Origin of the sequence: Geofilum sp. OHC36d9 (assembly GCF_052400685.1) — a bacterium.
In the GTDB taxonomy this organism is placed as follows: Bacteria; Bacteroidota; Bacteroidia; order Bacteroidales; family Marinilabiliaceae; genus CAZHHH01.
Window position 1 is genome coordinate 493,516 of sequence record NZ_JBQTGJ010000002.1, and the last position, 26,795, is coordinate 520,310.

At 39.8% G+C, this 26,795-nt stretch carries 19 protein-coding genes and 1 tRNA gene; 10 read left to right on the forward strand and 10 right to left on the reverse strand.

Translation table 11 applies throughout. The features are described from left to right. Positions 1–120 precede the first annotated feature (120 nt). Entirely contained in the window at positions 121–1,653 is a 1,533-nt protein-coding gene (gene gltX, locus ACT3CD_RS04720; protein WP_444643410.1) for a glutamate--tRNA ligase, read from the reverse strand. Between the two features lie 233 nt (positions 1,654–1,886). Then, on the reverse strand, positions 1,887–4,445 hold the full coding sequence (locus ACT3CD_RS04725) for an adenosylcobalamin-dependent ribonucleoside-diphosphate reductase (protein ID WP_444643412.1): 2,559 nt from the start codon (positions 4,443–4,445) through the stop codon (positions 1,887–1,889). 765 nt (positions 4,446–5,210) lie between these two features. Between ACT3CD_RS04725 and ACT3CD_RS04730 the strand changes: the two genes are divergently transcribed. The 5 genes from ACT3CD_RS04730 (at position 5,211) to cysQ (ending at position 10,827) form a co-directional block, all read left to right on the forward strand. Next, positions 5,211–6,809, forward strand: a complete 1,599-nt coding sequence (locus ACT3CD_RS04730) for a capsule assembly Wzi family protein (RefSeq protein ID WP_444643414.1) — start codon at positions 5,211–5,213, stop codon at positions 6,807–6,809. Positions 6,810–7,070: 261 nt separating this feature from the next. Further along, positions 7,071–8,465, forward strand: a complete 1,395-nt coding sequence (locus ACT3CD_RS04735) for a sugar transferase (protein ID WP_444643416.1) — start codon at positions 7,071–7,073, stop codon at positions 8,463–8,465. Between the two features lie 7 nt (positions 8,466–8,472). Further along, positions 8,473–9,336, forward strand: a complete 864-nt coding sequence (locus ACT3CD_RS04740) for a DUF4296 domain-containing protein (RefSeq protein WP_444643418.1) — start codon at positions 8,473–8,475, stop codon at positions 9,334–9,336. 5 nt (positions 9,337–9,341) lie between these two features. After that, the gene (locus ACT3CD_RS04745) at positions 9,342–9,944 is read left to right on the forward strand and encodes a hypothetical protein (protein WP_444643420.1); all 603 of its coding nucleotides are present in this window, start codon (positions 9,342–9,344) and stop codon (positions 9,942–9,944) included. 55 nt (positions 9,945–9,999) lie between these two features. Continuing rightward, on the forward strand, positions 10,000–10,827 hold the full coding sequence (gene cysQ, locus ACT3CD_RS04750) for a 3'(2'),5'-bisphosphate nucleotidase CysQ (RefSeq protein WP_444643422.1): 828 nt from the start codon (positions 10,000–10,002) through the stop codon (positions 10,825–10,827). A gap of 227 nt (positions 10,828–11,054) precedes the next feature. On the opposite strand, the gene ACT3CD_RS04755 is transcribed toward cysQ, so the two are convergent. Further along, positions 11,055–12,314, reverse strand: coding sequence for a phosphoglycerate kinase (locus ACT3CD_RS04755; protein WP_444643424.1), 1,260 nt, complete (start codon positions 12,312–12,314; stop codon positions 11,055–11,057). 391 nt (positions 12,315–12,705) lie between these two features. On the opposite strand from ACT3CD_RS04755, the gene folB reads away from it, so the two are divergent. Together folB and ACT3CD_RS04765 are read left to right on the forward strand one after the other, a co-directional pair. Beyond that, positions 12,706–13,092, forward strand: coding sequence for a dihydroneopterin aldolase (folB, locus tag ACT3CD_RS04760; RefSeq protein ID WP_444643426.1), 387 nt, complete (start codon positions 12,706–12,708; stop codon positions 13,090–13,092). Between the two features lie 216 nt (positions 13,093–13,308). After that, positions 13,309–13,379 (forward strand) — tRNA-Cys (locus tag ACT3CD_RS04765). A 65-nt stretch (positions 13,380–13,444) separates the two neighbouring features. Here the strand turns inward: ACT3CD_RS04765 and ACT3CD_RS04770 are convergent. The 6 genes from ACT3CD_RS04770 to ACT3CD_RS04795 form a co-directional block, all read right to left on the reverse strand. Continuing rightward, a complete protein-coding gene (locus ACT3CD_RS04770; protein ID WP_444643428.1) occupies positions 13,445–14,536 on the reverse strand; it encodes a glycosyltransferase family 4 protein in 1,092 nt (363 codons plus the stop codon). An 828-nt stretch (positions 14,537–15,364) separates the two neighbouring features. Then, entirely contained in the window at positions 15,365–16,174 is an 810-nt protein-coding gene (locus tag ACT3CD_RS04775; protein ID WP_444643430.1) for a WecB/TagA/CpsF family glycosyltransferase, read from the reverse strand. Positions 16,175–16,513: 339 nt separating this feature from the next. Beyond that, positions 16,514–17,791, reverse strand: a complete 1,278-nt coding sequence (locus tag ACT3CD_RS04780) for a hypothetical protein (RefSeq protein ID WP_444643432.1) — start codon at positions 17,789–17,791, stop codon at positions 16,514–16,516. Between the two features lie 226 nt (positions 17,792–18,017). After that, positions 18,018–18,998: a glycosyltransferase family 52 gene (locus ACT3CD_RS04785; RefSeq protein WP_444643434.1), complete on the reverse strand. Its 981-nt coding sequence runs from the start codon at positions 18,996–18,998 to the stop codon at positions 18,018–18,020. Positions 18,999–19,203: 205 nt separating this feature from the next. Next, positions 19,204–20,325, reverse strand: a complete 1,122-nt coding sequence (locus ACT3CD_RS04790) for a Wzz/FepE/Etk N-terminal domain-containing protein (protein WP_444643436.1) — start codon at positions 20,323–20,325, stop codon at positions 19,204–19,206. A 32-nt stretch (positions 20,326–20,357) separates the two neighbouring features. Next, on the reverse strand, positions 20,358–22,778 hold the full coding sequence (locus tag ACT3CD_RS04795) for an SLBB domain-containing protein (RefSeq protein WP_444643438.1): 2,421 nt from the start codon (positions 22,776–22,778) through the stop codon (positions 20,358–20,360). A 588-nt stretch (positions 22,779–23,366) separates the two neighbouring features. Here ACT3CD_RS04795 and ACT3CD_RS04800 point away from each other — a divergent pair. Then, a complete protein-coding gene (locus ACT3CD_RS04800; RefSeq protein WP_444643440.1) occupies positions 23,367–23,939 on the forward strand; it encodes an AraC family transcriptional regulator in 573 nt (190 codons plus the stop codon). A gap of 294 nt (positions 23,940–24,233) precedes the next feature. On the opposite strand, the gene ACT3CD_RS04805 is transcribed toward ACT3CD_RS04800, so the two are convergent. Next, positions 24,234–24,371, reverse strand: a complete 138-nt coding sequence (locus ACT3CD_RS04805) for a hypothetical protein (protein WP_444643442.1) — start codon at positions 24,369–24,371, stop codon at positions 24,234–24,236. A 373-nt stretch (positions 24,372–24,744) separates the two neighbouring features. Here ACT3CD_RS04805 and ACT3CD_RS04810 point away from each other — a divergent pair, with 373 nt between their 5' ends. Both ACT3CD_RS04810 and ACT3CD_RS04815 read left to right on the forward strand, forming a co-directional pair. Next, the gene (locus ACT3CD_RS04810; protein WP_444643444.1) at positions 24,745–26,007 is read left to right on the forward strand and encodes a permease; all 1,263 of its coding nucleotides are present in this window, start codon (positions 24,745–24,747) and stop codon (positions 26,005–26,007) included. 217 nt (positions 26,008–26,224) lie between these two features. Continuing rightward, positions 26,225–26,650 (forward strand): HYC_CC_PP family protein, encoded by a 426-nt coding sequence (locus tag ACT3CD_RS04815; protein WP_444643446.1) that lies wholly within the window; start codon positions 26,225–26,227, stop codon positions 26,648–26,650. Positions 26,651–26,795 lie beyond the last annotated feature (145 nt).

Sequence of the window (26,795 nt, forward strand, 5' to 3'; positions counted from 1 at the left end):
TTGCCAAATGGGGGCAAACAAATCCCGTGCACTTTCATCAAGTTGCGACAAAGACAAAAGCCAGCCAGCAAATAATACTTAAAAACAAATGGACGGCACTAAATTTAATTCGCTCAAAATTTATTCTTTCGGCAGTATCTCTATGGCTTTATTCAGTCGTTGAAGCACTTCCTTTTTGCCCAAAACTTCGACAATTGTGAACAAGTCAGGCCCGAAACTACCTCCCACCAAAGCCAAGCGCATCGCATTCATCACGGCTCCAAAATTCGCCTCTCTGGTAGTTATTAAATCTGACACGGCCTGTTTTAGCGCGTCCGCCTTCCATTCAGACAAGTTGCCCAGCAAAGTTGTCACGTCAACCATAAAAGAAGGGATACTGCCTTTCCATCGTTTTCTGGTCACTTTTTCATCATAGCTCTGAGGCGCCTCAAAAAAGAACGATGTCTGCTCCCACAACTCAGAGACAAAATGCACACGTTCCTTCACCATTCCAACAATCACCGCAACGTCATCAACCGCCGGCGCAAACCCTTTCTGTTTAAGAACAGGCAGATAGAGTTGAGCCAATTCAGTATCACTCTTTCTGATTAAATACTGATGATTAAACCATTTTGCCTTCTCTGGATCGAAGCGCGCCCCAGATTTATTCACGCGCTCAAGAGTAAACAACTGCGTTAACTCTTTCAATGAAAACAACTCCTGTTCAACACCGGGATTCCAACCGAGCAACGCCAAAAGGTTATTAACAGCCTCAGGAAAATAGCCCGACTCACGATAGCCAACCGAGACATCACCGGCAGGTGAAGTATATTCCAGCGGAAACACAGGAAACCCTGCTTTATCTCCATCGCGTTTGCTTAACTTCCCCTTACCACTGGGTTTTAAAATTAACGGTAAATGAGCAAACTGAGGCATTACGTCTTCCCACCCAAAAGCCCTGTATAACATTACATGCAAAGGCAAAGAAGGCAACCACTCTTCACCACGTATAACGTGCGAAATTTTCATCAGATAATCATCAACAATATTGGCCAGATGATAAGTAGGTAAGCCATCAACTGATTTATAAAGCACTTTATCGTCGAGGGTATTGGTATTAAATGTAACATCGCCACGCACCAGATCTGTAGTTCTAACTTCCACATTATCTGGCATTTTAAACCTAATAACATAATCGACTCCCGATGAAAGCAGACTATCTGTTTCAGCTTCCGAAAGCGAAAGAGAGTTATTCAGACTGCCACGTGTAGCAACACCATATGCAAACATCTTCTTTTCAGCTTCATATTGAGAACGCAGGGTATCCAGCTCCGTCGGCGTATCAAAAGCATAGTAAGCCCAACCGGTATCTATCAACTGTTGTGCATACTTTTTATATATTTCTCGTCGTTCCGACTGTTTATAGGGACCATAAGCGCCGCCCTCATTAACGCCCTCGTCCACTTGCAACCCCAGCCATTTCAGCGATTGATTGATGTATGCCTCGGCTCCGGGAACAAATCGGGTGCTATCGGTATCTTCAATGCGCAAAATAAATGTGCCGCCCTGTTTTTTAGCAAACAGATAATTAAAAAGTGCCGTACGAACGCCACCGATGTGCAGCGGACCTGTGGGACTGGGAGCAAAACGCACCCGAACGTTACTTTGTGTCATTTTATTTTTTTTGCAAAGATAGTTAATTACTACTTGCAAGAAAAGTCCAACTTCGGTGTTATGCTTGTCCTCAAAATGGTCATTAACGACAGGAGGCCCACATTTTCGGAACTGCGTATGTCTTGAATTGAAAAGCCCGGCTTTAGGGACACCAATTACGAGAAAAGGGCGGTCTTTCGACACGCCCCTTTCGCCCTAAGAGTAATCTTAACAACAGTATTCTAACAATAATATCAACCGCATTTTGAGGAACCGCAGTTTTGACAAATCAAACACCCCTCCTGATACACCAGGTGGTCCGAATTACAATTTTCGCAATGGCCTTTCTTTGCTTTGGTGCCATTGGGAATGTATTTTTTAAGTGCTCTTTCCACTCCATTCTTCCAGTTGTTAATGTTCTCATTATCCAACTGAAGCCCTGCAACTAAATTTATAACGTCTTCGATAGGCATCCCATGACGCAAAACGCCGGAAATCAATTTGGCATAATTCCAAAACTCCTTATTAAACTTAAATGATAAACCTTCAATAGTTGTTTTATACCCACGTTTATTCACATATTGAAAATCGTAACGACTGGTACCATCCTCATCCCGATTTTTAATGATGCTACCTTTTAGCACAGATTTAGGGAGGAGAATTCCTTCATCATCGTCAGCCAGTCCGGTAAATATTTCGTAAGGCCGATCATCAAGCAATCCAACAAAAGCAATCCACTTCTCTTTGTTATTCTGGAAACGCACAACATCAGCTTCTAATATCTGGGGCCTTTTTTTAGAAAATCTGCCGGCTTCATCGGTTTTTTTCTCATTATTGGCAATCAGCACACCTGACCGGCTGCCATCCCGATAAACGGTAACCCCCTTACAGCCACTCTTCCAGGCTTCAACATACAACTGCCCAACCAAATCTTCGGTAGCCGTTGATGGCAGGTTTATAGTCACACTAATAGAATGATCCACCCACTTTTGTACATCCCCCTGCATACGTACTTTACTGAGCCAATCCACATCGTTGGAAGTCGCCTTATAATAGGGCGATTGCTTCACCAAATCATCAATCTCTTCCTGGGTATAATTATTTCTACGTTCAAAACCATTGGCATCCATCCATATTAAAAACTTATGATGAAATACGGTATATTCCTCCCAGCTGTCGCCCACCTCATCCACAAAATCAACACGCACTTGAGGATCATTGGGATTCACTTTTCGTCTGCGTTTGTATACCGGCAAAAAGACAGGTTCAATGCCACTACTGGTCTGAGTCATCAAACTCGTAGTTCCGGTAGGAGCAATAGTCAATAAAGCGATGTTACGCCGTCCATATTTAGACATACGCTGATAAAGTGCCGGGTCGGCATCCTTAATACGATTGATAAAAGGATTATTTTTCTCTCTTTCTGAATTATAGATTGGGAAAGCGCCCCTTTCCTTAGCCATCTGCACAGATGCACTATAAGCAGACAATGCCAGTTTCTGATGAACTTCCACCGAAAACTCTGTGGCAATATCACTGCCATAACGTAACCCAAGGGCTGCCAACATATCACCTTCACCTGTTATACCAACACCTGTACGACGCCCTTCGGCAGCCTTATGCCGTATATTCAACCATAAATTTTTCTCTACTCTTTTAATCTCTTCCTCTTCCGGATCTTTGTTAATTTTATCAAGAATCGCATCGATTTTTTCAAGCTCCAGATCAATAATGTCGTCCATGATACGCTGCGCATATCCTACGTGTTCGCTAAATTTTTCGAAATTAAACCGGGCTTTTGGCGTAAAAGGATTCTCAACATAAGAATAAAGATTCACAGCCAACAAACGACAACTATCGTATGGGCACAATGGAATTTCACCACAAGGATTAGTACTCACTGTTTTGTAACCCAAATCGGCATAGCAATCGGGTACCGATTCTCGGATAATGGTATCCCAAAAAAGAATACCGGGTTCTGCTGACTTCCATGCATTGTGAACAATCTTATGCCATAATTCCTGAGCCTCCACCGATTTTTTATATTTTGGATTCTTTGAATCGATAGGATATTGCTGCACATAAGAACGTTCTTCAATAACTGAATGCATAAAATCATCGTCGATTTTAACCGATACATTCGCGCCTGTCACTTTCCCCTGCTCCAGCTTCGCATCAATGAATCTTTCTGAATCGGGATGCTTAATGGAAACACTCAACATTAATGCACCACGACGGCCATCCTGGGCCACTTCACGTGTCGAATTAGAAAAACGTTCCATGAAAGGAACAACGCCTGTAGATGTCAAGGCAGAATTCTTAACAGGAGAACCTTTAGGACGAATATGGGACAAATCATGCCCCACTCCACCACGACGTTTCATCAGTTGTACCTGCTCCTGATCAACCTTCATTATACCACCATAGGAGTCAGATTCACCTTGATTACCAATCACAAAACAGTTGGATAACGACCCAACCTGATATTCGTTTCCAATACCAGCCATAGGACCGCCCTGCGGAACAATATAATTAAACCCCTTAAAGAGTGAATATATTTTTTCAACAGACATTGGATTGGGATAACGGCTTTCGATACGAGCCACTTCGCGTGCCAATCGCCAATGCATATCATCCGGTGTCAACTCATACAAGTTACCCTCCGAATCTTTTAACGCATATTTATTGACCCAAACCCGAGCTGCCAATTCATCCCCTTTAAAATAATTCAATGCAGCATTGAAAGCCTCTTCATTTGTAAACATCTTTTCAACGATATTTGCGGCCCCTTGTTTCTTTACATCTACTTCCATTATTTAATTTACTGTTAAGCTGAAGGTTAATATTTTTTAACTCCGATTTTTTAGTGTTTGCAAGTTACAAAGGAATTAAAAAATGGCAAACATTTTTTATCAACAGACATGAAAAGTTTTCCATTTTAAAACACTAAAGCAATAAGGGACAACACACTAACAATAATCAAAAAGCTCAAAAGTTTTCCAAAAATAAAAATTAATGATTTTTAAACAATTATATACCATCCAGTTCTTGGAAATATAGACCTCTCTGTAAATGGGGAAAATAGCCGACTGCATAAACGAAAATTAACAATTAGAGTAAGAAGAATAAGTAAAATTTCCAAATAATGGAAAGTTATAAACATGTGTTGATAAAATTAAGCACTTTCACAATAACCAACAAAGTATCAATGGACAGAGACAAAAAACTAAACAAACAAATATTTATGAAAATTTCAACTCGAAAAAAAGGCACTATTTAAGAGTCTGTCTATAAAGTCCAACTTCTGCGTTTCGCTTGCTCTCAAAATGGTCATTTACAGGAGCATATTAGTGTCTGCCTATAAAAACATTCCTTACTTCTCTCAAAATAACCATATACAAGTATAAACCCTCACTTATCGAGTAGCGAAAGCCTTGTATCTGAACTATATATTTCAAACACTTAATGTTTATGGACAAGGGCTACTTAGTATATTCGACAACGTTTCCGAATTGAATTCGAATGTCATACATTTGCAAAAGAGCCATAAAAAAAACAATACAAAAATACGCAACAGAATGAGCATACGAACATTAACCACCCTCCTGTTATTTTTCATCACCATATATACGCGCAGCCAGCTTCTTCAAAACTACACTCTTGAAATAGCCGCACTTAACTCAGGCGGCGATGGCGTCCCTCTTTGGCTGCAAAGTCTGGAGGAAGGCCGATGGAATCAAAAAGACGGCAGTCAAAGACTCGTCTCCTTCTGTCCAAAATACTCGTATAAACCAAACACCAACTGGCTATTATCAGCCGCAGGCGAAATAAATTACAACCGCAATGTTGATAACTTACGCCTTCATCGTGCCACTCTTCACATACAATATAAATTTCTAAAAATTAGTATAGGACGCCACACCTTTGCACCCATTTTTGACCAACCTAACAATGGCAGTGGAAGCTACCTTTATGGGAATAACTCCAGACCTATTAACCGCATCACGATTGGGATACCTCAGTACACCGCACTCCCGGGACGATTAAACAACCTTGAAATAAGAGGCGGCATTAGTCACGGACGACTTGATGACCATTTCGAAAGCTGGTCACACCAAAGTGTTATTTTACATGAAAAATATTTTTATCTGCGCTTTAATGCAGGACGCATTAAACCCTATGCCGGACTTAACCACAGTGCATTACTCGGCGGCTATCGAACCGATGGAACAAAAATCCCCATTGATTACTGGAAATCGTTTTTTGCTAAAAGCTCCGATAAAATTGGAGGCGGCGATGCCACAAATGCAGCAGGCGCCCACATGGGACTCTATGATTTTGGGTTTTATATGGAGAACCAGGCAGGCTCTTTTCACATATACTACCAGCCCCCTTTTGCCGACAAATCGGGGATGAACTTATTTGCACGCAATAAAGATCAAATTGCCGGTATCAGTTGGACACCTGCCAAAAGCCGCTTCCTTAGAAATTTAACCATAGAATGGGTCAACACAGCCCATCAGTCCGGAAATGGTATGCCCGATGCTATAATCACCCTAAACAACGGCGTCACGCAAACCATAATTGCCTACCAGTTAGACGATCCGACATTCAGAGAAAACCTAATGACAAACCTGGGTGTAGAAAACCCCGAAACCTACACCAAAGAAATGGTCTCCCAATACCTTCAGAATAATTTTAATCATGGCAACCAATTCGGTGGTCGTGATGGTTATATGAACAATGGAACCTACCCCGCCGGGTGGACCAACGCAGGTTACATAATGGGCTCGCCCCTCAATTTGACGCAATATCAGCTAAGCGGCATAAAAAACACCACAACCAACGCAGGCGATATGCTCATCATAAACGACCGTTACAAAGCCATTCATGCTGGTGCCAATGGAATCTTTAACAGTCATTTTGCCTGGCATGTTAAGATAACCTACAGTCATAACTATGGCTCCTACTACCAGCAATATCCCGGACGTTATACATGGCAAGAAACTTCAAATTACTTTTTTAAAAACGGGGTCAATCAGTTATACACCCAACTGGGATTTTTATGGCAACCCAAAAATATTAAATATTTAACCCTGTCAGCAGACACCGGATGTGACTATGGCGAAATATTAAATAACTATGGCGCTCGAATTGGGCTTCACCTGAATTTTTAAAAAACCGCATTCTATATTCGAAATTTTTCAACCCACAAATTGCATGAATTAGACGCATAAATAAAATCTCTCACCTTTATGAATAAAACATAGTAATCAATGAAAGGCAAAAAAAACAATGCTGATTCCAGAGAATAATAAAAGGCATAGTATTTGCGTCATAAAAATCAATTTATTTGGAAATGCCACACCTGATTTTTATCAATTATGAATAAAATATCAGCCTAAAGAATTATCTTCGTATCCTCCAAAGAAAAAGAAATGCTTAAAGAAAAAGCAAAAGCAATCGGCACCATTATGACGATGGTTGACATTGCCCTCGCACTTATAAGTTTTAATCTGGCGCTCTATTTTGACTTTGGTCAGTTGACCTTTTTATACAGTAAAGACAGCGTCATACTACAACTGTTGGTAATTATCATCTGGACATTACTCAGTTCAGGTGTTCAATCCAATATTCTCTACCGTTCGAGGCCATACTCAATGGTATTATTTAATTGTCTGGGCCTCGTTTTCTCAGGAACCAGCTTACTGATTTTATCGGCCTGGACTTTCAACCTGTTTTATTTGGGTCTTAGACATTTTTTCGTCTTTGCAGTTATCGATTTGGCGCTGACATTTACCAGCAAATCGTTCATTTATCATTTTTTGAAAAGAGCCCGAAAAAAAGGATACAACTATCTGAATATGGTAATTATAGCCGACAATACCGGGCGCTCTTTCATCAGAAATGTCATTTCACACCCCGAGTGGGGCTATCGCATCACCGCCATCATAGGCCCGGAAAGCCTGAAACAAACGTGCTCATCCTTTGTCCCGCTGCTTCCCGAGAACACGGATCTTGAGCAACTTCTCAGAGATAAAACCGTTGATGAAGTGGTGTTATGCCGTGACTCCAACGATAACAAAGAACTTGAGCAAACCATTAATATTTGTGCCGACATTGGTGTCGTTTTCAGAATGTATTCGCCATTCTTTAACATGCTGACAAACCGAACGCAACTCCATTTTTTTGGCACCACGCCCTTTCTGACCATTGCAAATGCGCCAATGGACTACATTGCACTGAAAACAAAAGACATTTTCGATTTTATATTCTCCAGTCTGGTATTAATCTTCTTGTCGCCTCTTCTTTTGGGAATTGCGATAGCCATAAAGATAGACTCCCCAGGGAGCATCTTTTTCAAACAAAAAAGAGTCGGTCTAAGAGGACGTCGTTTCGATGTTTATAAGTTCCGAACAATGGTGTCTAATGCGGAAGCACTAAAAAAGCAACTCATAGACCAAAATGAAATGGACGGACCGGTGTTTAAAATCACGCACGACCCCCGCATTACCCGTGTTGGAAGATTTCTGCGAAAAACCAGTCTCGACGAGCTACCTCAGTTTGTTAACGTCATACGGGGCGAGATGTCGGTTGTAGGCCCTCGTCCCCCACTTCCTGAGGAAGTAGTAGAATATGAACGATGGCAGCTTCGACGCCTCTCTATGAAACCTGGGATAACTTGCATTTGGCAGGTTTCCGGGCGCAACAATATCCCCTTTGAAGAATGGATGAAAATGGATTTGGAATACATCGACAACTGGTCACTCAAACTAGACTTCGTTTTGTTTCTCAAAACCATTCGCACCATGCTAAAAGGCGACGGTAAATAATTAAAAAATGAAGAAATTCCTATTTGTAAAAACTGCCATTCTCCTGGTTATCATCATTTTTCTTGCAGGTTGTAAACACTACAACCTGCCCAACGGTTTTCCTGATGTGGAAGAGATGAGCAATATTCTGGCCGACCTGCAAATTGCCGAAAGTTCTTTATCTCATTTACCGGGAATAAAACTCCCCCAAAACAACAATCAACAGGGGTACTATAAATATGTACTTGAAAAATATGGCTATACAACAGCTGACTTTGACACCATCAGGAAATGGTATGTTCAACATCCAGAACTATATGTAAAGGTTTATGATCGGGTTCTTATAAAACTAAGCAAAAAAGAAGCCAACGCTAAAGTTCAGGCGGAACAAGAAAAAGAAATGGAACAAAAAGAACTCAAACGTAAAGAAATGGAAAGACAGCTGCGTAATCTATGGCAAGACTCGCTTAACTTTACGTTAAATGCTAAGGACAGCATTGATTCACGCCTTCCTTTTCTTATAAATAGCGACACCCTTGAATTGCACGGACGTCTCCGGTTATCAGCCACCTATAAATTTATGAAAGAAGACGCCAGTCGTCAGCCTAAACTGTTCCTGTCGGTATGGTATACTGACAGTACAGCCGACTCTATCAGAAAACTAATCCCTCATTCCTTCAACGAAAGAGCGGTAGAACTGGAAATGGCGCTTAAAGACTCACTATCTCCTTCGCGCATAGAAGGTTTTTTACTTGATCAGGATTCCACAATTAATGTTGCAGTTCAAATTAGCAATATCTTTTTAGAAAATATTAAAGACACCACCAGTCACAAAGAGAAAAACCCTTCGGCACGACCTGAAAATATAAAATTTCGTAAAACCAGCAACTAAGGTTGATGCACCATCCATCAAATAACATAAGGCAGATTGCCTCTCATTTCATTCTGCTTCCCGACGGGCATCTGGGCAAATGGCCAGTTATAACAATCAACAGTTACGGCGAAATTTTGGATGTTGAAACCAGACTTTCATTTACGGAAAAACCCGGACTTGAATTATATCCTGGCATATTACTCCCTGCCTTTACCGATATATTCATAAAAAAATCCATCAATATTCAATCATCAACAATAAATTTTAATCGCCACTTTTCCGAAGGAACAATACTCCTGGGCTGTCATAATTGCCATTCCAATGGATTTCCCATAACAACGGAAGCCTTATCGCCCCAATTAAAGCAGGCTGACTTCATGATACGACCGAACTATTCAGCCCCCCCAATGTTAACAAGAATAAAGAACAACACGACCACGTCACTGGTTGAAAAGCTCTATTTGGGAACTTATGTAAGCGCAAGCCAAACTTCATACAAGAACCAACTGGGGCAATTATCTCAGGGCTTTAAACCAGGCTTATTAGTCTTACAGGGAATCGATCTGATAAACATGAAACTCACAGATTATGCAAAAATAAAATGGTTAAATACGCCATCTTTATAATAAAAAGTAGAAACAAAAACAACAATTTTTCTAACACACATTAGACTAGGCCAATATGTTCAATCAACAATTCATTTTAGCCATACAGGCTGCGCTAAAAGCAGGTGCCGCCATCTCTCAGATATACAACAAACACAACTACACGGTAACCTTAAAGGAAGATCAATCACCGGTTACAGAAGCCGATCTCGAAAGTCACCAGATCATAACCCAGCAACTGACTCCGACGCAACTCCCCGTCTTAAGTGAAGAAGGAAATCCTGATCTATGGAACCAGATACACCAAACCGATCGCTATTGGATGATTGATCCGCTCGACGGGACGCGTGAATTCATCAATCGGAACGGTGAATTCACCGTTAACATAGCCCTGATTGAAGACAAAAAACCAATTTGGGGCATTATTTACATCCCCGAACAAAGACAGCTATATGCAGGTGTAAAAGGAGCTGGGGCATGGAAATGGGAAAACATTGACAATCATTATTTATCAAAACAGGACTTACAAGAAAAAGCAATCACACTACCGACACGGGAAGCGGATAACGAATACCGTATTGTGGGCAGTAAAAGTCATAAAACACATACCACAGACGCTTTTATAGCACGAATATCAGAAGTCATAAGCGAAATAAAAATAGTAAGAGCCGGAAGTTCCCTGAAGTTTTGTCATATTGCATCAGGCGAAGCAGACCTATACCCACGTATGGATACCATAATGGAATGGGATGTCGCAGCCGGACATGCCATTATTGAAGCAGCCGGCGGGCTATTAAAAAGATGGCCCGATGGCGATTCGATACTATACAACAGCGATGACATGCGGTTCCCCACCTTTCTGGCTCTGGCTCCCGGACGCACTGACACCCTCTTCTTTAAATAGAGTCTGTTTATAAAGTCCAACTTCTACGTTGCGCTTACTCTCAAAATGATCATTTACACCAGCAACCCATATTTTCAAATTTCGCAAGCCTCAAAAATGCGAATTTTCATTCTACTCCTGGCGTTTTCTGGCAAGCACGAACAAACAATAAAATAATCCAGCAACTATCACAAAAAAATAAAGGGTTCAGGAAAACCCCAAACCCTTTAATATTATAAATTTTAAATCTAACCCCTGATAGCCTTTATTCCGGGGAGCTCTTTACCTTCAAGATATTCGAGTAAAGCACCACCGGCGGTAGAAATATAGCTAACGCCATCGGCCAGTCCAAATTTATTAACGCAAGCCACGGAGTCACCACCTCCAATTAAAGAAAATGCGCCTTTTTTGGTCGCTTCAACAATGGCTTCGCCAACCGCACGTGAGCCTTTGGCAAAATTATCCATTTCAAACACACCCACAGGACCATTCCACAATATAGTTGAAGAATTTTTAATGACCTCAGTAAATAGCTTCAGTGACTCAGGCCCGGCATCTAAACCCTGCCAGCCATCAGCAATCTCCATAGCTGAAACCACCTTAGTATTCGCATTGTTGTCAAAAGCATCGGCTGCAAGAACATCGCTTGCCATATAAATCTTAACGCCTTTAGCAGCGGCCTTTTTCTCCAATTCACGGGCCAACTCCAGATATTCATCTTCACAAATAGAATCGCCAATTTTACCGCCTCTGGCTTTCATAAAAGTAAAGGTCATTCCACCACCTAAAATCAAATTATCCACTTTATCGAGCATATTTTCGATAATGGTAATCTTAGATGAAACTTTAGCCCCTCCCATAATAGCTGTAAAAGGACGCTTAGGCGATTTCACGACTTTATCGAGACTACTGACTTCACTCTCAATCAAAAAGCCAAACATCTTGCTATCGGCCGCAAAATAGTCGGCAATAACAGCCGTAGAAGCATGAGCACGGTGAGCGGTACCAAAGGCATCATTTACATACACATCGGCTAAAGCGGCAAGAGCTTGAGCAAACACTTTTTGTTTTTCCTTCATATCAGCCTTAGCAGCTTTGGCTTCCTCATCAGAAATACCTTCTGCCAATTTAGGCTTACCTTCTTCTTCAAGATAAAAACGAAGATTTTCAAGCAACAAAACCTGTCCGGGTTTTAGCGCCTCAGCTTTAGCTTTAACTTCAGGTCCCACACAGTCACCTGCGAAAATCACATCAGTACCTATGGTTTTTGCCAAATGTGCCTGAATATGTTTCAAAGAAAAATCCGGATTCACCTTTCCTTTTGGACGTCCTAAGTGAGACATAATGATAGCCGACCCGCCATCTTTTAAAATTTTCTTAATGGTAGGCACTGCCGCACGAATACGAGTGTCGTCAGTAATTTCAAATTTCTCATTCAACGGCACATTGAAATCCACCCGAACAATGGCTCTCTTGCCGGCAAAGTTAAAAGCTTCGATTTTTGACATATACATTAATTTTTATTGGTTCTTTGTTAACCCAAACAATTAGATCTGTTGATTTTGAATGTCGTAAAGATACAAAATGACAGGAGAATTCATTCAAATAATTTAATTCAACACTGTTAATTAAGATAATTTTCTGTAATCAAAACTGGTCTATAAAGTCCAGCTTCTGCGTTACACTAGTCCTCAAAATGGTCATTTGCCATAGAAAAATCACACTTTAGGACTTCACAAGCCTTAAGAATATTTCTTAACAAGCTCATGAATTTTCTTGATGGAACAACAGAACAACCTTATACTTCTATCATACATCGCAGAAAAAGATAATTCTCTCTTATACCGATCAAGTTTTGGTTCATTAAAAGATTACCTTTGTCCTTCTAAAGAAAGTGTAATGACGAAACAAAGTACTATCGCCACCATCGATCTCGAAGAAATGGTTTTCTACGCCTATCACGGCTGTTTTAAAGAAGAACAAATTGTAGGCAATCGATTTCAGGTAAATATCACACTGAAAACTGACGTAACAATTCCCATGGAAAGTGACAATATAAAAGATGCTCTTAACTATGTGAATGTCTACAAAATAACAAAAGAAGAAATTTCACAGACCTCACATTTGCTGGAACATGTAACAGGCCGAATCATTGACCGGTTGTTTGAAAATTTTACAAAGCTTTTATATGCCCGTGTAAAAGTGTCGAAGATGAATCCCCCTATGGGCGGACAGATGAAATGTGTCAGTATAACTCTCGAGAGAGAACGTAATATGAGTTTGTAGATAAAGTACAACATTTGCTTAACACTTGTGCTCAAAATGCACAATAGTAAACTTACCTGTTCAATCTGCACAAACCTCTAAAATAAGCGTTTTGCGCGGCCACCGATATTTTCAGGCAAGCATTCGTTAAGGTAAATCCCCCACTAATATTAGCAAAAAATACCTATGACGCATGGTGATGTAAAATAATTTTGTATTTTTGCACCACCCAAAAACGGTCGGTTGGCCGAGTGGCTAGGCAGCGGTCTGCAAAACCGCGTACGGCGGTTCGAATCCGCCACCGACCTCAACAAAAAGGGACGAAGCTAAAATTTTAGCTTCGTCCCTTTTTGTTGAAATGATTTCTCTAATTTTAATCTTTTCGCTTATAGCCGTCTAAAACCTCATTATATTTCGTCATTAAGCGTTTATTATAAGTCTCCATGGAATAGTTTGTCAAGATTGTCTGACGTGCATTCTGAGCCATCTTTAGCCTCTGTTGCGCATCCAGGGCAAACGCCTTTTTCATTTGCTCTACAATATGAGTGGCAGACCTCCTTTTAACCATAATACCATTCTCAAAATCAGTAATCATAGAACGCATTGAGTCGTGATCGGAAACCACCGGAATTACCCCGCAACTCATCGTCTCCAAAAGAGCTATAGGCAAACCCTCTGTATATGATGGCAACAAAAAATAATCGGCCCTTTTTATTGCCTCCAATTTGCTATCGCCTGAAACCACCCCTTTAAATTGAAAATCACTTCCTAATACCGCTTCAAAACGGGTCCGGAATCGAGCCTGAAAAGTTCCAAATCCACACATAACAAAAGTAAATGGAAAAGAAGGATAAAGCTGACTAAATGCTTCAAGAATCTCATTTAAACCTTTCTCTTCATGAATCCGTCCCAAAAACAACAATACCGGATGTTTCTTCCCTCCAAAACTATCCTTAAATGAATAATAATCTGTATCTATGACATTTTCAAGTATCTCCGTTTTCTTGCCATACAAATGAGCCACCTGAGTCTTTTCATAATCATTTAAAACAATAATTTTCGAAGCGTTATCAAAAATGGAACAAGTCATTTTATACAACCAACGCGATGGTGCTTCATCAATATATATTCCTCCATGCACATGAACCAAAACAGGCAAATGACACCACTTCGCCAACCAACTAAAAAGAAACTCTCGAATAATCCCCTTAGTAGTAAAAGGAACATTTTGATGAAACAAACTCACTCTCTTCCCATATCTAACAAAAGGAAAAGAGATTAAATTTTTCAGTAAATTAAAATAACCGGCAATCCCAAACCTATCCCTATCGGACCGCCCTTCCTTTAAATGCAATAATTCAACACCTAACGCAGGCATTTCCCGCATAATAGCCCGAACCACAGAAGATATTCCACTCACATTCTTCCCAACATCCAAGTCAGGTGATGATATCAACACTCGCATAGTAACTCTTTTAAATTAAAGTCATTATCGTAAATACTTATTCTATTTCACACCTTGTCCAATTATCCAAAAACAATTCACCAACACCAAACAAAAATCGGGAAACCACAAAACGGGGAGATAAGACTCGCTAGCACTACCAAAAAATAGTGGCATAAAAACAACTTAAATATGATTAATACCATTTTATAAGTCGTACGACAAAATCTTTTTTTTAGCAAGCGACCTTTGGCTCAGGGATTCACTTCGTTTACCTTCTTTTTTAATCTTTTGATAAAAACATCATTCTTAATAATTTCCGCATTTATACAACCGAAAAGAATCTATCTTGAAAAAGACAAGAAATTTCCTCCCAATAAATCAAAGGAAACAACTATGATTAGGACTAAATATGAAATAGTTCATCGTGAAGTCCAAAAAATACTTTAAAATTAATGTCATCTCAAATTAATTGCAGAGAAATAATCACCAAAATATTCAAATTCAATTTGCAACGAGTAAATTTTGCTCTACAGCTATCACTGCATCGCATTGACTTCAAAAAGGATCATCTAAACAGCTATTACCACTTCCACCATAGGTTTTTCAGAATGAGCCATCCATACCGGAATTTCGTTAAAAACCTTTATTTCAAAAGCAATAACAGAATTCTAAACCAAACGATACGGATTAGTCATATCAAAGGATCCTATACTTTCTAAACATAGGGGATGATAAAATAAGGGCACTGAAAAAAATAAATTAACTAGTAATAAAGCACATTTTACTAGGTGAAAAAATCACAATTACTCAGAATTTCTAAAACAATCTTTCAACAAAAAACAACACTTAGTCGCGACGCCCAGCCGTTTTTGCAGATACGTAATTATAATCCGGTGTTTTATCCATTACAATAACGCGACCTTTGCGTAACTTTTTGCGCTCTTCAAAAATCAAGCGGGGCAATATTTTAATAAAATTCCAATAACGAGGCACGTTCTTGTGAGGTTCTTCAAAAGCCCTATATAACCATTCCAATTTCAACTTTCTCATTAAGGCGGGAGCTCGCTTAACACGTCCAACACCACTAAAAAAGTTAAAAACAGCACCCAGACCAAACATTATTCCTTTATCAAGATAAGGAAGAAGCCGGCTCATAAATAATTCCTGTTTGGGTGCTCCTAAAGAAACCCAAATTATGTCAGGTTTCGCCCGATTAATATCAGCAGCAATAGACTCATAATCAAAACCATCGACATCCCTAAAGGGCAGTTCAACAAATGGCATTCCCAATATGGCAGGATCAATTTTTGAAAGGTTTTCTTTTAACCCTTCGAGAACTGGTTGTGTATTACCCAAAAAGTACTGTTTATATTTACAAAATTGAATATACTTAATAAACAAATCAGCCCCAATGTATGACGTAAACTGTTGTTTATAAATTCTACCAATCATAGTAGCCAAAACCGATCCATCGCAAATATTTACCAACGCCTGATTTACAACTCGCAGAAAGTCATCATTAGTATTGGCAACTGTAAGGTTATTACTCTCTATCGCGCAAACATATTCAGCAGATTGAGAATCTATTGCATTTAGAATAATCTCATCAACTAAAGCATGCCTAAACTCGAGTCGGACATTAAAATATGATTCCATAAAATAAAGATATAAAGAACATAATCATAAAAAGTAAACGTGACTTTTTATTTTCTATTGCTAGTCCTTCACGAAGACTCTCTAGTTTTCTCTAAAACAGATTTTGTTTTACTATAATCAACATTACGTGCTTTAGTTCCCGGAGGTTTCAATACATCAGAAGTAACTGCAATTCCTTAAACGACAAAAGCGAAACATCTTCTCGTCAACAATGATGATAAATGTGACCCAAATAAATTAACCACATATCTCCTTTACCTAGCAAAAAACAAAATATTAGCAACATGAAAAAGCCCATTTCTCATCGGCAAGTCAACTACAAATATATTTAAATGATAATTAGCTTTCCAAACTGACATCCGGTCTATTCGACATCTCCGAACGCTTGTATTCATTCAACAAATAGCCTAGAAAAACCATAGAAATAAAGCCTCGATTATTAGTGAATGTGGCATCAGCAACCATCTCTATCACAAGAAAAACAATAATCAAAACTACAAAAAAATAGGCCGGATTATCAGGGTCCATCTCTTTACAACGATTCGCCATTTGTATTATCGCTCTCCAAAATAAAATAAACAATAAAATACCTACAACACCGAACTGAGCTAAAGAAGGATAATGTGTGTCAGCGATAAAATAAGGATAATCCCTACTCAGTCCCCAGACCTTATCAATACCATACTCTTCATAAATCTCGGAATACGATGTACGTGAAGCATGTGTTGCAAAACTGCCAAACCCACTTCCAAAAGGAAAATAATCGTAAAGAATTTTACCGGCCGTTAAATATAAAACAGGGCGTGCTAAAAAATCTTCGGTATCTGCTTTATCAGCCAAAAACCCTTGAGAATAATAGATAACCTTCTCTTGAGCCGCGAATAAGACAGCTGATAAAGCCAGTACACCAAAAATCAGATTGCGAAATGACATCCGCAAATAAAACCGATGACCATAAATTATAGTAAATAACACTGCAAAGGCATAAAAACCATAAAACTTCCCTTTGGCTGACAACAGTCCAAACGAAAGCATAACTAAAAAAATAAACTTATTAGTCCTGTTAAACTTTGACGCATACAAATAAAGCATTGACAAAAGAACAATCGCAGTTGCATATCGAGAGGGATGCATATAAAACCACTTTAAAACACGATAAAAACTTCCTGAAACCACTCCAACCAACAAAACCAACAGACTCACAAAAAACAACCCCAAAACAACTAATCGTAAAGTCTTTTTTTCCTTACCCGACATCACTTGCCCGGCATAAAACACACAAAAAAAACCTAAAAAAGGCTTTGCTTGTAACAAAATATCCAAAAAAATGGAAGAAGGAACATTTGAATGAATCGCGAATGAATAAGCAGAATAAAATATAAACGAAATAAGCCAATAAATGCCCATCCGCCTATATACTAAATCCCGATTCCAGAGAACAAAAAGTAAAAATATTCCAAGCAGAATTATTTGAAACATTTCATCCATCGGATCAAAACCGATAGCCTCGTAAAAAAAAACGCCAAAAATCAACAACAGTAAAAAAAACAAAAAGAAATAATTAATGTCCCTTTGCTTTTTTACAAATAAATTAAGGCTGCTAAATATCAGGCTCATATAAAACTATCCGATTTAAAATCAACACCATACCCCAAAAAATAAGTATTATGATTTACCATTCTGAAAATTTATCTTCATTTTTAATATAAAACCAGAAAGAAACTGTCATTCCATTTCGTGTCTACAACCGTCAATACGCTCATTCGCAAAAGCAATCCTCATTGTTTAACATCGAAATTCTCCAGAATAAAGCATACTTATTCCCGAGGTTCTGAAGCAAGCACTAACCAATTTTACCTGCTACCTTTTCAATCCTGGGATCTATGCTGCTGCCGGCAAAAACCACTTCTACTCCCATCTCTTTATAATGCAAAGCAGCAGTAGAACTAATGGTAACAACCTTTTGAGGTCTATATCCCAAAATATCAAACAACTGAAGAGGAATGGGTTCACAAAACACTGTCGAATCCTGAAAATATTGATGATAATCAGTACTTTCAGCATAATGGGTCTTAATCAAGACCTTTTTATTATCTACTCCGTCGAGCAAACGATCATATATAGCAACTTTATCCTTCTCAGGAATAGGCAAATGCTGAGTTATTAATAACACCGGATAATTTTGAAGTTGTGACAAAAAATCGGTCTTCATACCAAACAAAAATAAAATCTCTTTTTTTTCCTCATCCGATTTCTGCTGCCATAAAACAGCCAAATCAATTAACTGCACCTTACGTTCTATTTCCGGGTCAACTCGTTGTAATCCTGTTAATATAATTTTTTTGATCAACGGAGAAAAACCAAAAGGCAAATAATTTTTTCCGTAAAAAACCCGAATAGGGAAATAAAGAAAATCCTTTTTCCTACGCCGTTCAAAGAAACTTCTACCTTGATAATTAATCGTTCCATCTTCAATTAAAGTCATGCCCTTCTTTAAAAATGGCAAGGCGAAAACCAATTCGTCATTACCAGCAGCAGAAGAATAATTACGACCGGCAATAAAAAAAAGAAATCTTGGGAACTCAAAATAAATTGACAACCGATATAACATCTTTCCCAAAAAACCGTTTTTGCGTCCACCAACATTTTTTTGAGAAAAAACTCTAAGACCTAAAGTCTTCAAACGTTTTTGTATAACAAGAGGCATCCTGTCTGTAAAGACGTAATCGTCAAACCTCCAATTTTTATTTAACAACACATATATCAATAGTGAATATGGCGAATTATTTATAAAAACCCCATGCTGCTCACTTTCTCTTCTCATAACCTCTTACTTTTCTTATCAATCCCGACAACACTTTAATAAAGTAATAGACGGTCGACACACCTCTCAACCACTGTATCCCCAATTCAATACTGAAAACCAAAAATTCTGTTTTTAGACTTATTAAAGAGCCTTGCGTTCAAAAAAAGCATCCGAACAAATTCGTTCTTCATAAAAAAAATCAGCATCTTGTTTATTCGCTCTATTAAGCCGCCCAATTTTTCTGAATTGAGATTAATATGGCACGACCAACCACCCCAATCACTCCAGCCAAAAAGCCAAATATCAAGCCCAGAATCATAAAAAAAGATTTTTTAGGCCAGACCGGTTCAAGCGGCACTCTGACCGGCTCAATCATTGAAAAAGCAGGCGTCTGTTTTTTCACAGCCACAAGGGCTTGTTCCTTTTGTTCTGCCAAACTCATATACAGATTTCTGGTTAAATCATAATTATCAGCCAACAACTGATAACCAACATCAACCCGCTCCCCAACAACATTTCGATTGGCATCTTTATAGGCATTTAATTCTGCCCTGTTTTTCTCGAATTCCTCTTTTTTATTCAAATATTGCGCTTCGATAAAATCCAGATTCTGACGAACCTGTTTGGTCTCAAATGCTATGATATACCTTTGCAAAAGCTCCGTTGTTCTCAATGCAATTTCGGATGTTTGTAAAGCCTCTTTCCCTTCAACGGCTATATCGACCAAACCCGTTTCAGGGTCATAGTCAACGCTTATCATTGCACGTACTTTCTCGTAAAGCAATTCAACCCGTTTGTCCAAAACAACCAAATTAGTATCATTGGTCAACGCAGACGGGTCTCTGTCATCGCTTTTTAATGCATCCATTATAGTCCACGGTAATCGCACCGTGTACATAATAATTTTATCACCAAATCCTGGGACAGTATCTTTTCGGGCTTTCTCAAACAGTGACATTTTCGATGGCTCGTCTTCAAAAGAAACAGGGGTATTCAATAACTCCTTCAAAAAAGGAGAGCTCCCTATTATTGTTGAATAAATTTCAGGCGAAATACCAGATGTTTGTCCAATCATTGAATTCAGATTAACGCCAGCCAGAGATGCCAGCCCGCCTAACTTATCAAGACTATTTTCCGATTCAGCATTGGGCAATATTACAGCACGCGCTTCATAGCGGTCAGGAATTACCAACGCCAAAAATAAAGCCAGTAGAGCTGTCAGCAAGGTACTATAAAGAATCACCAACTTCCCTTTTCTCAAAACATCAAACAGCACCATCAGATTCAACCTATCACCTTTTATCAAAGGCTGAAAATCTCCTTTTTTGTCAGTATTCTCACTCATAACTTACCAATTTTTGCTTCAGGACGACGAAACTAATTCAATAAATTTATTAACGTAGCCAACGTCAATGCGATGGTTGATATACCGCTTCCAATGGCAATCCATGCGCTTACTGGCATATCTTTCTCCGGCTTTTGTGGCACAACAATTTCGCTACCCGGCAGCACACGGGGATAGGATCGTAATCCCAGGAAAGAACTGGTTGCTCCGGCACTCCCATTTGGATATACCACATACACACGATTACGCTTAGCACGAAGGGCGAAGCCCCCACTACTTTTAACATAATACTTCACCCCACGCCCCTCAATATAAGGCATACTAAGTGGATTCAAGACGCCGCCACCAACCTGAATGGTCTGACTTCGACGCGGGACGACCAATTCATCGCCATCGCGCAGATAAATATCATCACGGCCTCCGGGCTGTTTGATCGCCCGGGCCAAATCGACCCCTACTACTTCAAATTCCATCTGAGGCGTCTCCAATCCTTCATTCTTCGACTTCGCGAATTCACGCAAACGACGTTCTTTGGCTGTCAGTACAATGGGGCGAGTTAACATGGCTCCGGGCAAATAAGCTTCGGCTGTAAAACCGCCACTGCGATTAATCAAATCAGACAAACGCTCATTTTTCTTTACCAGCGCATATTCGCCGGCATGCATTACCTCTCCACTGATGCGAATAGACCCTTCTTTAATTGCACCTGGTGCCATGCGCACATAGACTTCATCAAATGGCATAAGTTCAAACGCCGCATCTTTGTTCTTTAAGGACAAATTACGGGGAATGGAAAACTGAAACAACTGCGCCACTGTAGCTGCTGTTTTTTCAGCTTCTTCATAACTTAATCTCCTGGTCACCTCAATATAGCTCTCTGAAGCGACCTCTTTAAATCCTCCGGCCATCATGATTAAATCGCCAAGACTCATTTCCTCCATATAATCAAATACTCCGGGAGTTTGAACTTCACCACGAATATGCACCACGCGCTTTTCACGCATCTCGTCAATGGAACGAATCGTTACCACATCTTCACGTGAAAGCAGCATATCACTATTGCCATTCACCACATCGGTAACGCTAAACGCAACCGAAACGGGACTCAAATCTTCCTTCAAACGGGATACCACGCCACGTTCCATAAAGGCATCTTCACGCAACCCATCAGCACGGGCAATCAGCTCACTCAACTTCAGGCCCTTGGTCAGCTCATAGGTTCCCGGACGGAATACAGCTCCCTCTATACGCACACGGTTGACAAACCGATCCAAAACTTTCCCCACATAAATGCTATCGCCATTTTGTAGCGTAACCATCTCAAAGGTATCCGCCGCAACATCCTTCACTTCCAGCTGGCGTCCGTTATTTCGATGCAGCTCCACACGCTCGCGAAACGCCTTTTCATTAAACCCGCCGGCAAAATCAATAAGCTGCTTAATGGTTTCAGTTCCTTCTGTTTCAAAAATTCCGGTTCTGATAAGTTCACCACCTACCCTGACACGTTGATGGTAAGTTGGAACCATTACGACATCTCCGTCATTAAGCGGCACATTAACAGCCCCGTTGCCATTAATCAAATAATCATACACATCTAAACGGTGAACAATCTTACTGTTGCGGATAATACGAATATCCCGAAAAGAGCCCCTGATATTGGGCCCGCCTGATAAATACAAAGCATTAAAAGCCGTGGCATTGCCAGGCAATGTGTAAGTACCAGGAGCAAAAACTTCCCCAATAACATTAACCGTGATAGGCTGTATGGCCCCTAAATGAATATTAACAAACGTTTCGGGCACAGCAGCCACCAAATCACGATAGATAAGCGCCAACTTTTCCCGCAATATTTTTTTTGCATCCCTAAAAGAACGACTGCCAACTGCTATAGGACCAATATTTGGGATAGAAATCTGCCCTGTTTTATCTACAATAGCAACATAACTTTGTTGTGAGGCGCCATAAATATCGACACGAAACTCATCCCCAACGCCAATGATATAGTCATCAGTTATGGCATTTGTCGCATTGGGCTCAAATGTCAGATTCTCACTATTAAACAAGCGAAAACCAAAAAGAGATTCTTCTTCCGGTGTTGTCATGAAAAATGGCTTCTCAGAAAACTCGTTTTGCGAACCAAACAAAAAATCGGATGACATCCCATTATCGAGATCCAGCCCTGTATCAGAACTACGCGATATGGAACCGTCGGCCGTAACCGATAAAAGACGTTCGCGCAACATACTAATTTGCTCCTCGCTCACCCCCTTTGCCCGGGCCAAAGCCAATGCCTGCTCTTCGGTCATCCCCCGCTTTTGCATTTCACTGATAATCTGTTGAATTTGACTATCACTCAAAGCCGACACATCCACCGATGCCGGATTAATAGTCTGCGCTATGCTCACCAAAGTAAGGCAACTGATCACAACTGCCACAAAAATCTTCTTTATCATATATCGTTTGTTGTTTTACCTAAAAAACCACATCTATTAAGCTATAAATCAGAACACAAAACAAGATACGCCAACATTTCCAATCACGCTTTCGCCGCCTCACCCACAGGTATTACCCGCAAATCAGTCGTCAAACCACGGATGCGATCTTGCGACCTACGTTGCGCGTTCAAGTCCAGTTCCATCCGTTTTATAAAGATGAAAACGTACCCAATTCTAAAAAATTGTTAACGTAATTAAGATTTTTCGTTCCATTTAGAGCGAATAATAAAACCATCTTGATTAGCTTATTGAATGACATCACATTAACATCTAAAATAAAATGAGGGCTCAATTTCAATAAATAGAAAAACGCACCTCATTCCGAACATATAGCCATCTGATTTGCCAAATAAACAAAAAACGGCCATAATGGCGACAAAGATAATCATTTAAAAGTCGCAATTAAATTCCAAAACAGACGGTTTATCTAAAATATGAACAACGGACGACCGATCATATCAGAAATTGATTTCCAATGATGACTCTCCTATTTGAATAAATTACCTTTATAAATAAACCTGTCAATTAATTTTTTGTTATAACAGAATGACAAACACAACACTCCACATAAAAAACATGGTCTGCAACCGCTGCCTGAAAGTTGTAAGAGATGAATTTACAAAACTCAACCTCAACGTTGAAGCAATTGAATTAGGCGAGGTGCGCATTTCTTCGGCGCCCGATGAAGTACAAATAGAACAGATCAGGGAGATGCTGAAAGAAAATGGCTTTGAACTCATTGACGACAAAAAGAGCCAACTGATTGAAAAAATTAAAACATTGATTATTGAAAAGATCCATTACACAACAGATTTACAGGAATGCGTCATTAGTTCGGACTACATTGCAAAAAAAATTGGTTACGACTATTCTTACCTAAGCCACCTGTTTTCGTCAGTAGAAGGGGTCACCATTGAGAAATATATCATTCATCAAAAAATTGAAAAGGCAAAAGAACTATTAGTCTACAACGAATTAACGCTTAGCGAAATTGCCTACAAACTCGGCTATAGCAGCGTTCAACATCTTTCAAATCAATTTAAAAAAATTACGGGCTTAGCTCCTTCCCACTTTAAAAAACTAAAAGACAATAAACGTAAACCATTGGATCAGGTTTAAATCGTGTTTGTCTATAAAGTCTGCGACTTAGTTATGCTTGCCATAGAAATAGTCATTTACGAAAAGCAAACGCCTTGATTTTTATGACTTCGCAAGCCTTGTATTTGAACTATATATTTCAAACTCTTAGTTTATGGACAGATTCTAAGTATGCCAGATGAACTTCTAACTGTGCCAGATACACTTCTAACTGTGCCAGATATCCTTCTAACTGTGCCAGATATCCTTCTAACTGTGCCAGATAAGCTTCTAAGTCTGAGAATGTTCTTCTAAGTGTGCCAGATTTCCTTCTAACTATGCCAGATACTCTTCTAACTGTGCCAGATAACCTTCTAACTGTGCCAGATAACCTTCTAACTGTGCCAGATAACCTTCTAACTGTGCCAGATAAGCTTCTAAGTCTGAGAATGTTCTTCTAAGTGTGCCAGACATCCTTCTAAGTCTGAGAATAAGCTTCTAACTGCACCAAACGGCCTTGAATGTTTAATAATGAACAAGGTATGCCCGACACGTATAATAAAACCAGGTGGAGTGTCTTCTATATTCTGTGCGCATAATTATTGGACTCCATCGGAGTCCTGAGGTAGGTTGCCAATCATTGGCTACAAACCTACGACCTCAAAGAGGTCGGACAATTCATCAAATCAATCAATAACCTAAGTCTTGAATCGGAACAATATCGTTCAAACGCCTTACTTTATAGACAGACGCTCTGATAATCCAAAAATAATATAAGCCTTATCCAAAATAATGTAACAGGTAAAAGCTGCTTTTTGGTTTATTTTGTATGATAAAAATAAACGCAATGGACATCATGGATTATATACAAAAATTTTTTAGTGATTTTGCAACCATCCTGAGTGAAATGGCTCCGTTCCTGTTACTGGGATTTTTCTTTGCCGGCATGTTATATGCTTTCATGCCCCGTCGGAAAATCGAAAAATATTTTAGTGGCAAGCCCCTGAAATCGTCAGTTTTAGCCGCCATCTTTGGCGTTCCTTTACCGCTGTGCTCATGTGGTGTGATACCCACAGGTGCGGCACTGTATAAAAACGGGGCATCAAAAGGAGGCACGGTCTCATTTTTAATTTCTACGCCTCAAACAGGTGTAGACTCAATCCTTGCCACCTTTTCGTTGTTGGGATTACCGTTCGCAATTATACGTCCTCTGGCCGCATTGATTACAGGTATTACCGGGGGACTGATAACGAGTCGTATTACACGTGCGGAAATAACGGAAACACCATTTCAAGACGACGAAACAGATAGAAAAAGTTTTATGCAACGTGTTAAGGCGGTGTTCAGATATGGCTTTGTGGACTTTATCCAGGACATTTCCAAATGGCTGGTCATTGGATTGGTGTTGGCCGCCATCATATCGGTCCTCATCCCCGATAACTTTTTTAATGTATTGCAACTATCGCCCATCCTTCAAATGCTGTTGATATTAGTGGTGTCGATTCCTTTATACATCTGTGCAACAGGCTCCATTCCGCTGGCCGCCATTCTTTTACTCAAGGGAATCAGCCCCGGCGCTGCGTTTGTTCTATTAATGGCCGGGCCGGCTACCAACGTAGCCACCATTACTATGATTGGCAAAGTGCTGGGTAAAAAAAGCTTATTTTCCTATCTGGCCACGATTATCGTTGGCGCATTGGCATTTGGTTTACTGATTGACTATGCAATGCCGGTAGAGTGGTTTACCCGGGTAGCCAACGAGCATCTTGCCCATAACCACGGACAAACAATGACCTGGTGGCAAATAGGGTCGGCCATTTTACTTATGGCGCTGATCATTAATGGTTATATTCAAAGAAAAAGAAGCGCCACAAAAGAGATATCACAAATTAAACACAATAATAACATGGAATTTCAAACGATAAAAGTAGAAGGCATGACTTGCAATCATTGCAAAACAAATGTAGAATCGAATCTCGAGAAATTAGGCTTTATTAAAAGCGCGAAGGTCAATTTAAACGACAAAACGGTTTTAATTGAAGGCGACAACATTGATATGGATACCACGCTCAAAACCATTGAGTCGCTGGGATATAAACCGGTAAAATAAATATTTACCCCCTTATTCAAACAAGGGGGTAAACTTATAACACCCGCAATGCACCGAAAACCAAGATACAGAGTCAGCATGAAAATATTCTTTTTGCAGACAGGACAAAGGTGAGCCCTCATTTTTTGAACTGCGAAACGAACCTGCTTACTAAAAAACGCAAATACCAATAAGAATTGGATCTATGAGCTCCATACGACCGATAAAAAACAAATTTTTGACGTACGAAAGTTTCAAAACCGGAGCTTTCGTATCTGTCAGCGGCGTATTGGGCCAGGCACTACATATTATATTAGCGTTACTCCTGATGGCATCAACCACCGGGATAACCATTTCTAAGCACTACTGTGGCGAAGAATTGATTTCGGCGTCCATTAATATGGAAGCAAAATCGTGTTGTGACACAAAAGATGGCTGTTGCGAAAATAAAACGTGCCATTTTGAGGTTAAAGACGATTATATTATGGCCGTTGAAATAAACAACCAACGGATTGCCGTATTAAACGTTCTTTTCCCGATCGTCTCTTTCATCGGCACACAACGGCCTGCCACGGAAAATAAGACTGAGACAGTTTTCTACTATAAATTTCCGCCGCCCGAACGACAGACCTGCCGTTCATTGTTACAGACCTATCTTTGTTAGCATTCTGACTCAGAAAGCTCAACGTCTGTGTCATGCTTACGCTCAATATGGCCATTTACGGCAGTACACCCCTGTTTTCCGGCCTATGCAAGCCATGATTGTGAACTCTCCGGCTCTGGCTCCCGACTTTATTGCCGGCCTCTGA

What these genes read in the sequence shown, in the direction of transcription:
- ACT3CD_RS04810 (WP_444643444.1), top strand. Translation starts at nt 24,745, where the DNA reads ATGGACATCATGGATTATATACAAAAATTTTTTAGTGATTTTGCAACC.
- ACT3CD_RS04780 (WP_444643432.1), bottom strand. Translation starts at nt 17,791, where the DNA reads ATGAGCCTGATATTTAGCAGCCTTAATTTATTTGTAAAAAAGCAAAGG.
- ACT3CD_RS04775 (WP_444643430.1), bottom strand. Translation starts at nt 16,174, where the DNA reads ATGGAATCATATTTTAATGTCCGACTCGAGTTTAGGCATGCTTTAGTT.
- cysQ (WP_444643422.1), top strand. Translation starts at nt 10,000, where the DNA reads ATGTTCAATCAACAATTCATTTTAGCCATACAGGCTGCGCTAAAAGCA.
- ACT3CD_RS04800 (WP_444643440.1), top strand. Translation starts at nt 23,367, where the DNA reads ATGACAAACACAACACTCCACATAAAAAACATGGTCTGCAACCGCTGC.
- ACT3CD_RS04785 (WP_444643434.1), bottom strand. Translation starts at nt 18,998, where the DNA reads ATGAGAAGAGAAAGTGAGCAGCATGGGGTTTTTATAAATAATTCGCCA.
- folB (WP_444643426.1), top strand. Translation starts at nt 12,706, where the DNA reads ATGACGAAACAAAGTACTATCGCCACCATCGATCTCGAAGAAATGGTT.
- ACT3CD_RS04725 (WP_444643412.1), bottom strand. Translation starts at nt 4,445, where the DNA reads ATGGAAGTAGATGTAAAGAAACAAGGGGCCGCAAATATCGTTGAAAAG.
- ACT3CD_RS04730 (WP_444643414.1), top strand. Translation starts at nt 5,211, where the DNA reads ATGAGCATACGAACATTAACCACCCTCCTGTTATTTTTCATCACCATA.
- ACT3CD_RS04795 (WP_444643438.1), bottom strand. Translation starts at nt 22,778, where the DNA reads ATGATAAAGAAGATTTTTGTGGCAGTTGTGATCAGTTGCCTTACTTTG.
- gltX (WP_444643410.1), bottom strand. Translation starts at nt 1,653, where the DNA reads ATGACACAAAGTAACGTTCGGGTGCGTTTTGCTCCCAGTCCCACAGGT.
- ACT3CD_RS04770 (WP_444643428.1), bottom strand. Translation starts at nt 14,536, where the DNA reads ATGCGAGTGTTGATATCATCACCTGACTTGGATGTTGGGAAGAATGTG.
- ACT3CD_RS04755 (WP_444643424.1), bottom strand. Translation starts at nt 12,314, where the DNA reads ATGTCAAAAATCGAAGCTTTTAACTTTGCCGGCAAGAGAGCCATTGTT.
- ACT3CD_RS04740 (WP_444643418.1), top strand. Translation starts at nt 8,473, where the DNA reads ATGAAGAAATTCCTATTTGTAAAAACTGCCATTCTCCTGGTTATCATC.
- ACT3CD_RS04745 (WP_444643420.1), top strand. Translation starts at nt 9,342, where the DNA reads ATGCACCATCCATCAAATAACATAAGGCAGATTGCCTCTCATTTCATT.
- ACT3CD_RS04735 (WP_444643416.1), top strand. Translation starts at nt 7,071, where the DNA reads ATGCTTAAAGAAAAAGCAAAAGCAATCGGCACCATTATGACGATGGTT.
- ACT3CD_RS04805 (WP_444643442.1), bottom strand. Translation starts at nt 24,371, where the DNA reads ATGTCTGGCACACTTAGAAGAACATTCTCAGACTTAGAAGCTTATCTG.
- ACT3CD_RS04790 (WP_444643436.1), bottom strand. Translation starts at nt 20,325, where the DNA reads ATGAGTGAGAATACTGACAAAAAAGGAGATTTTCAGCCTTTGATAAAA.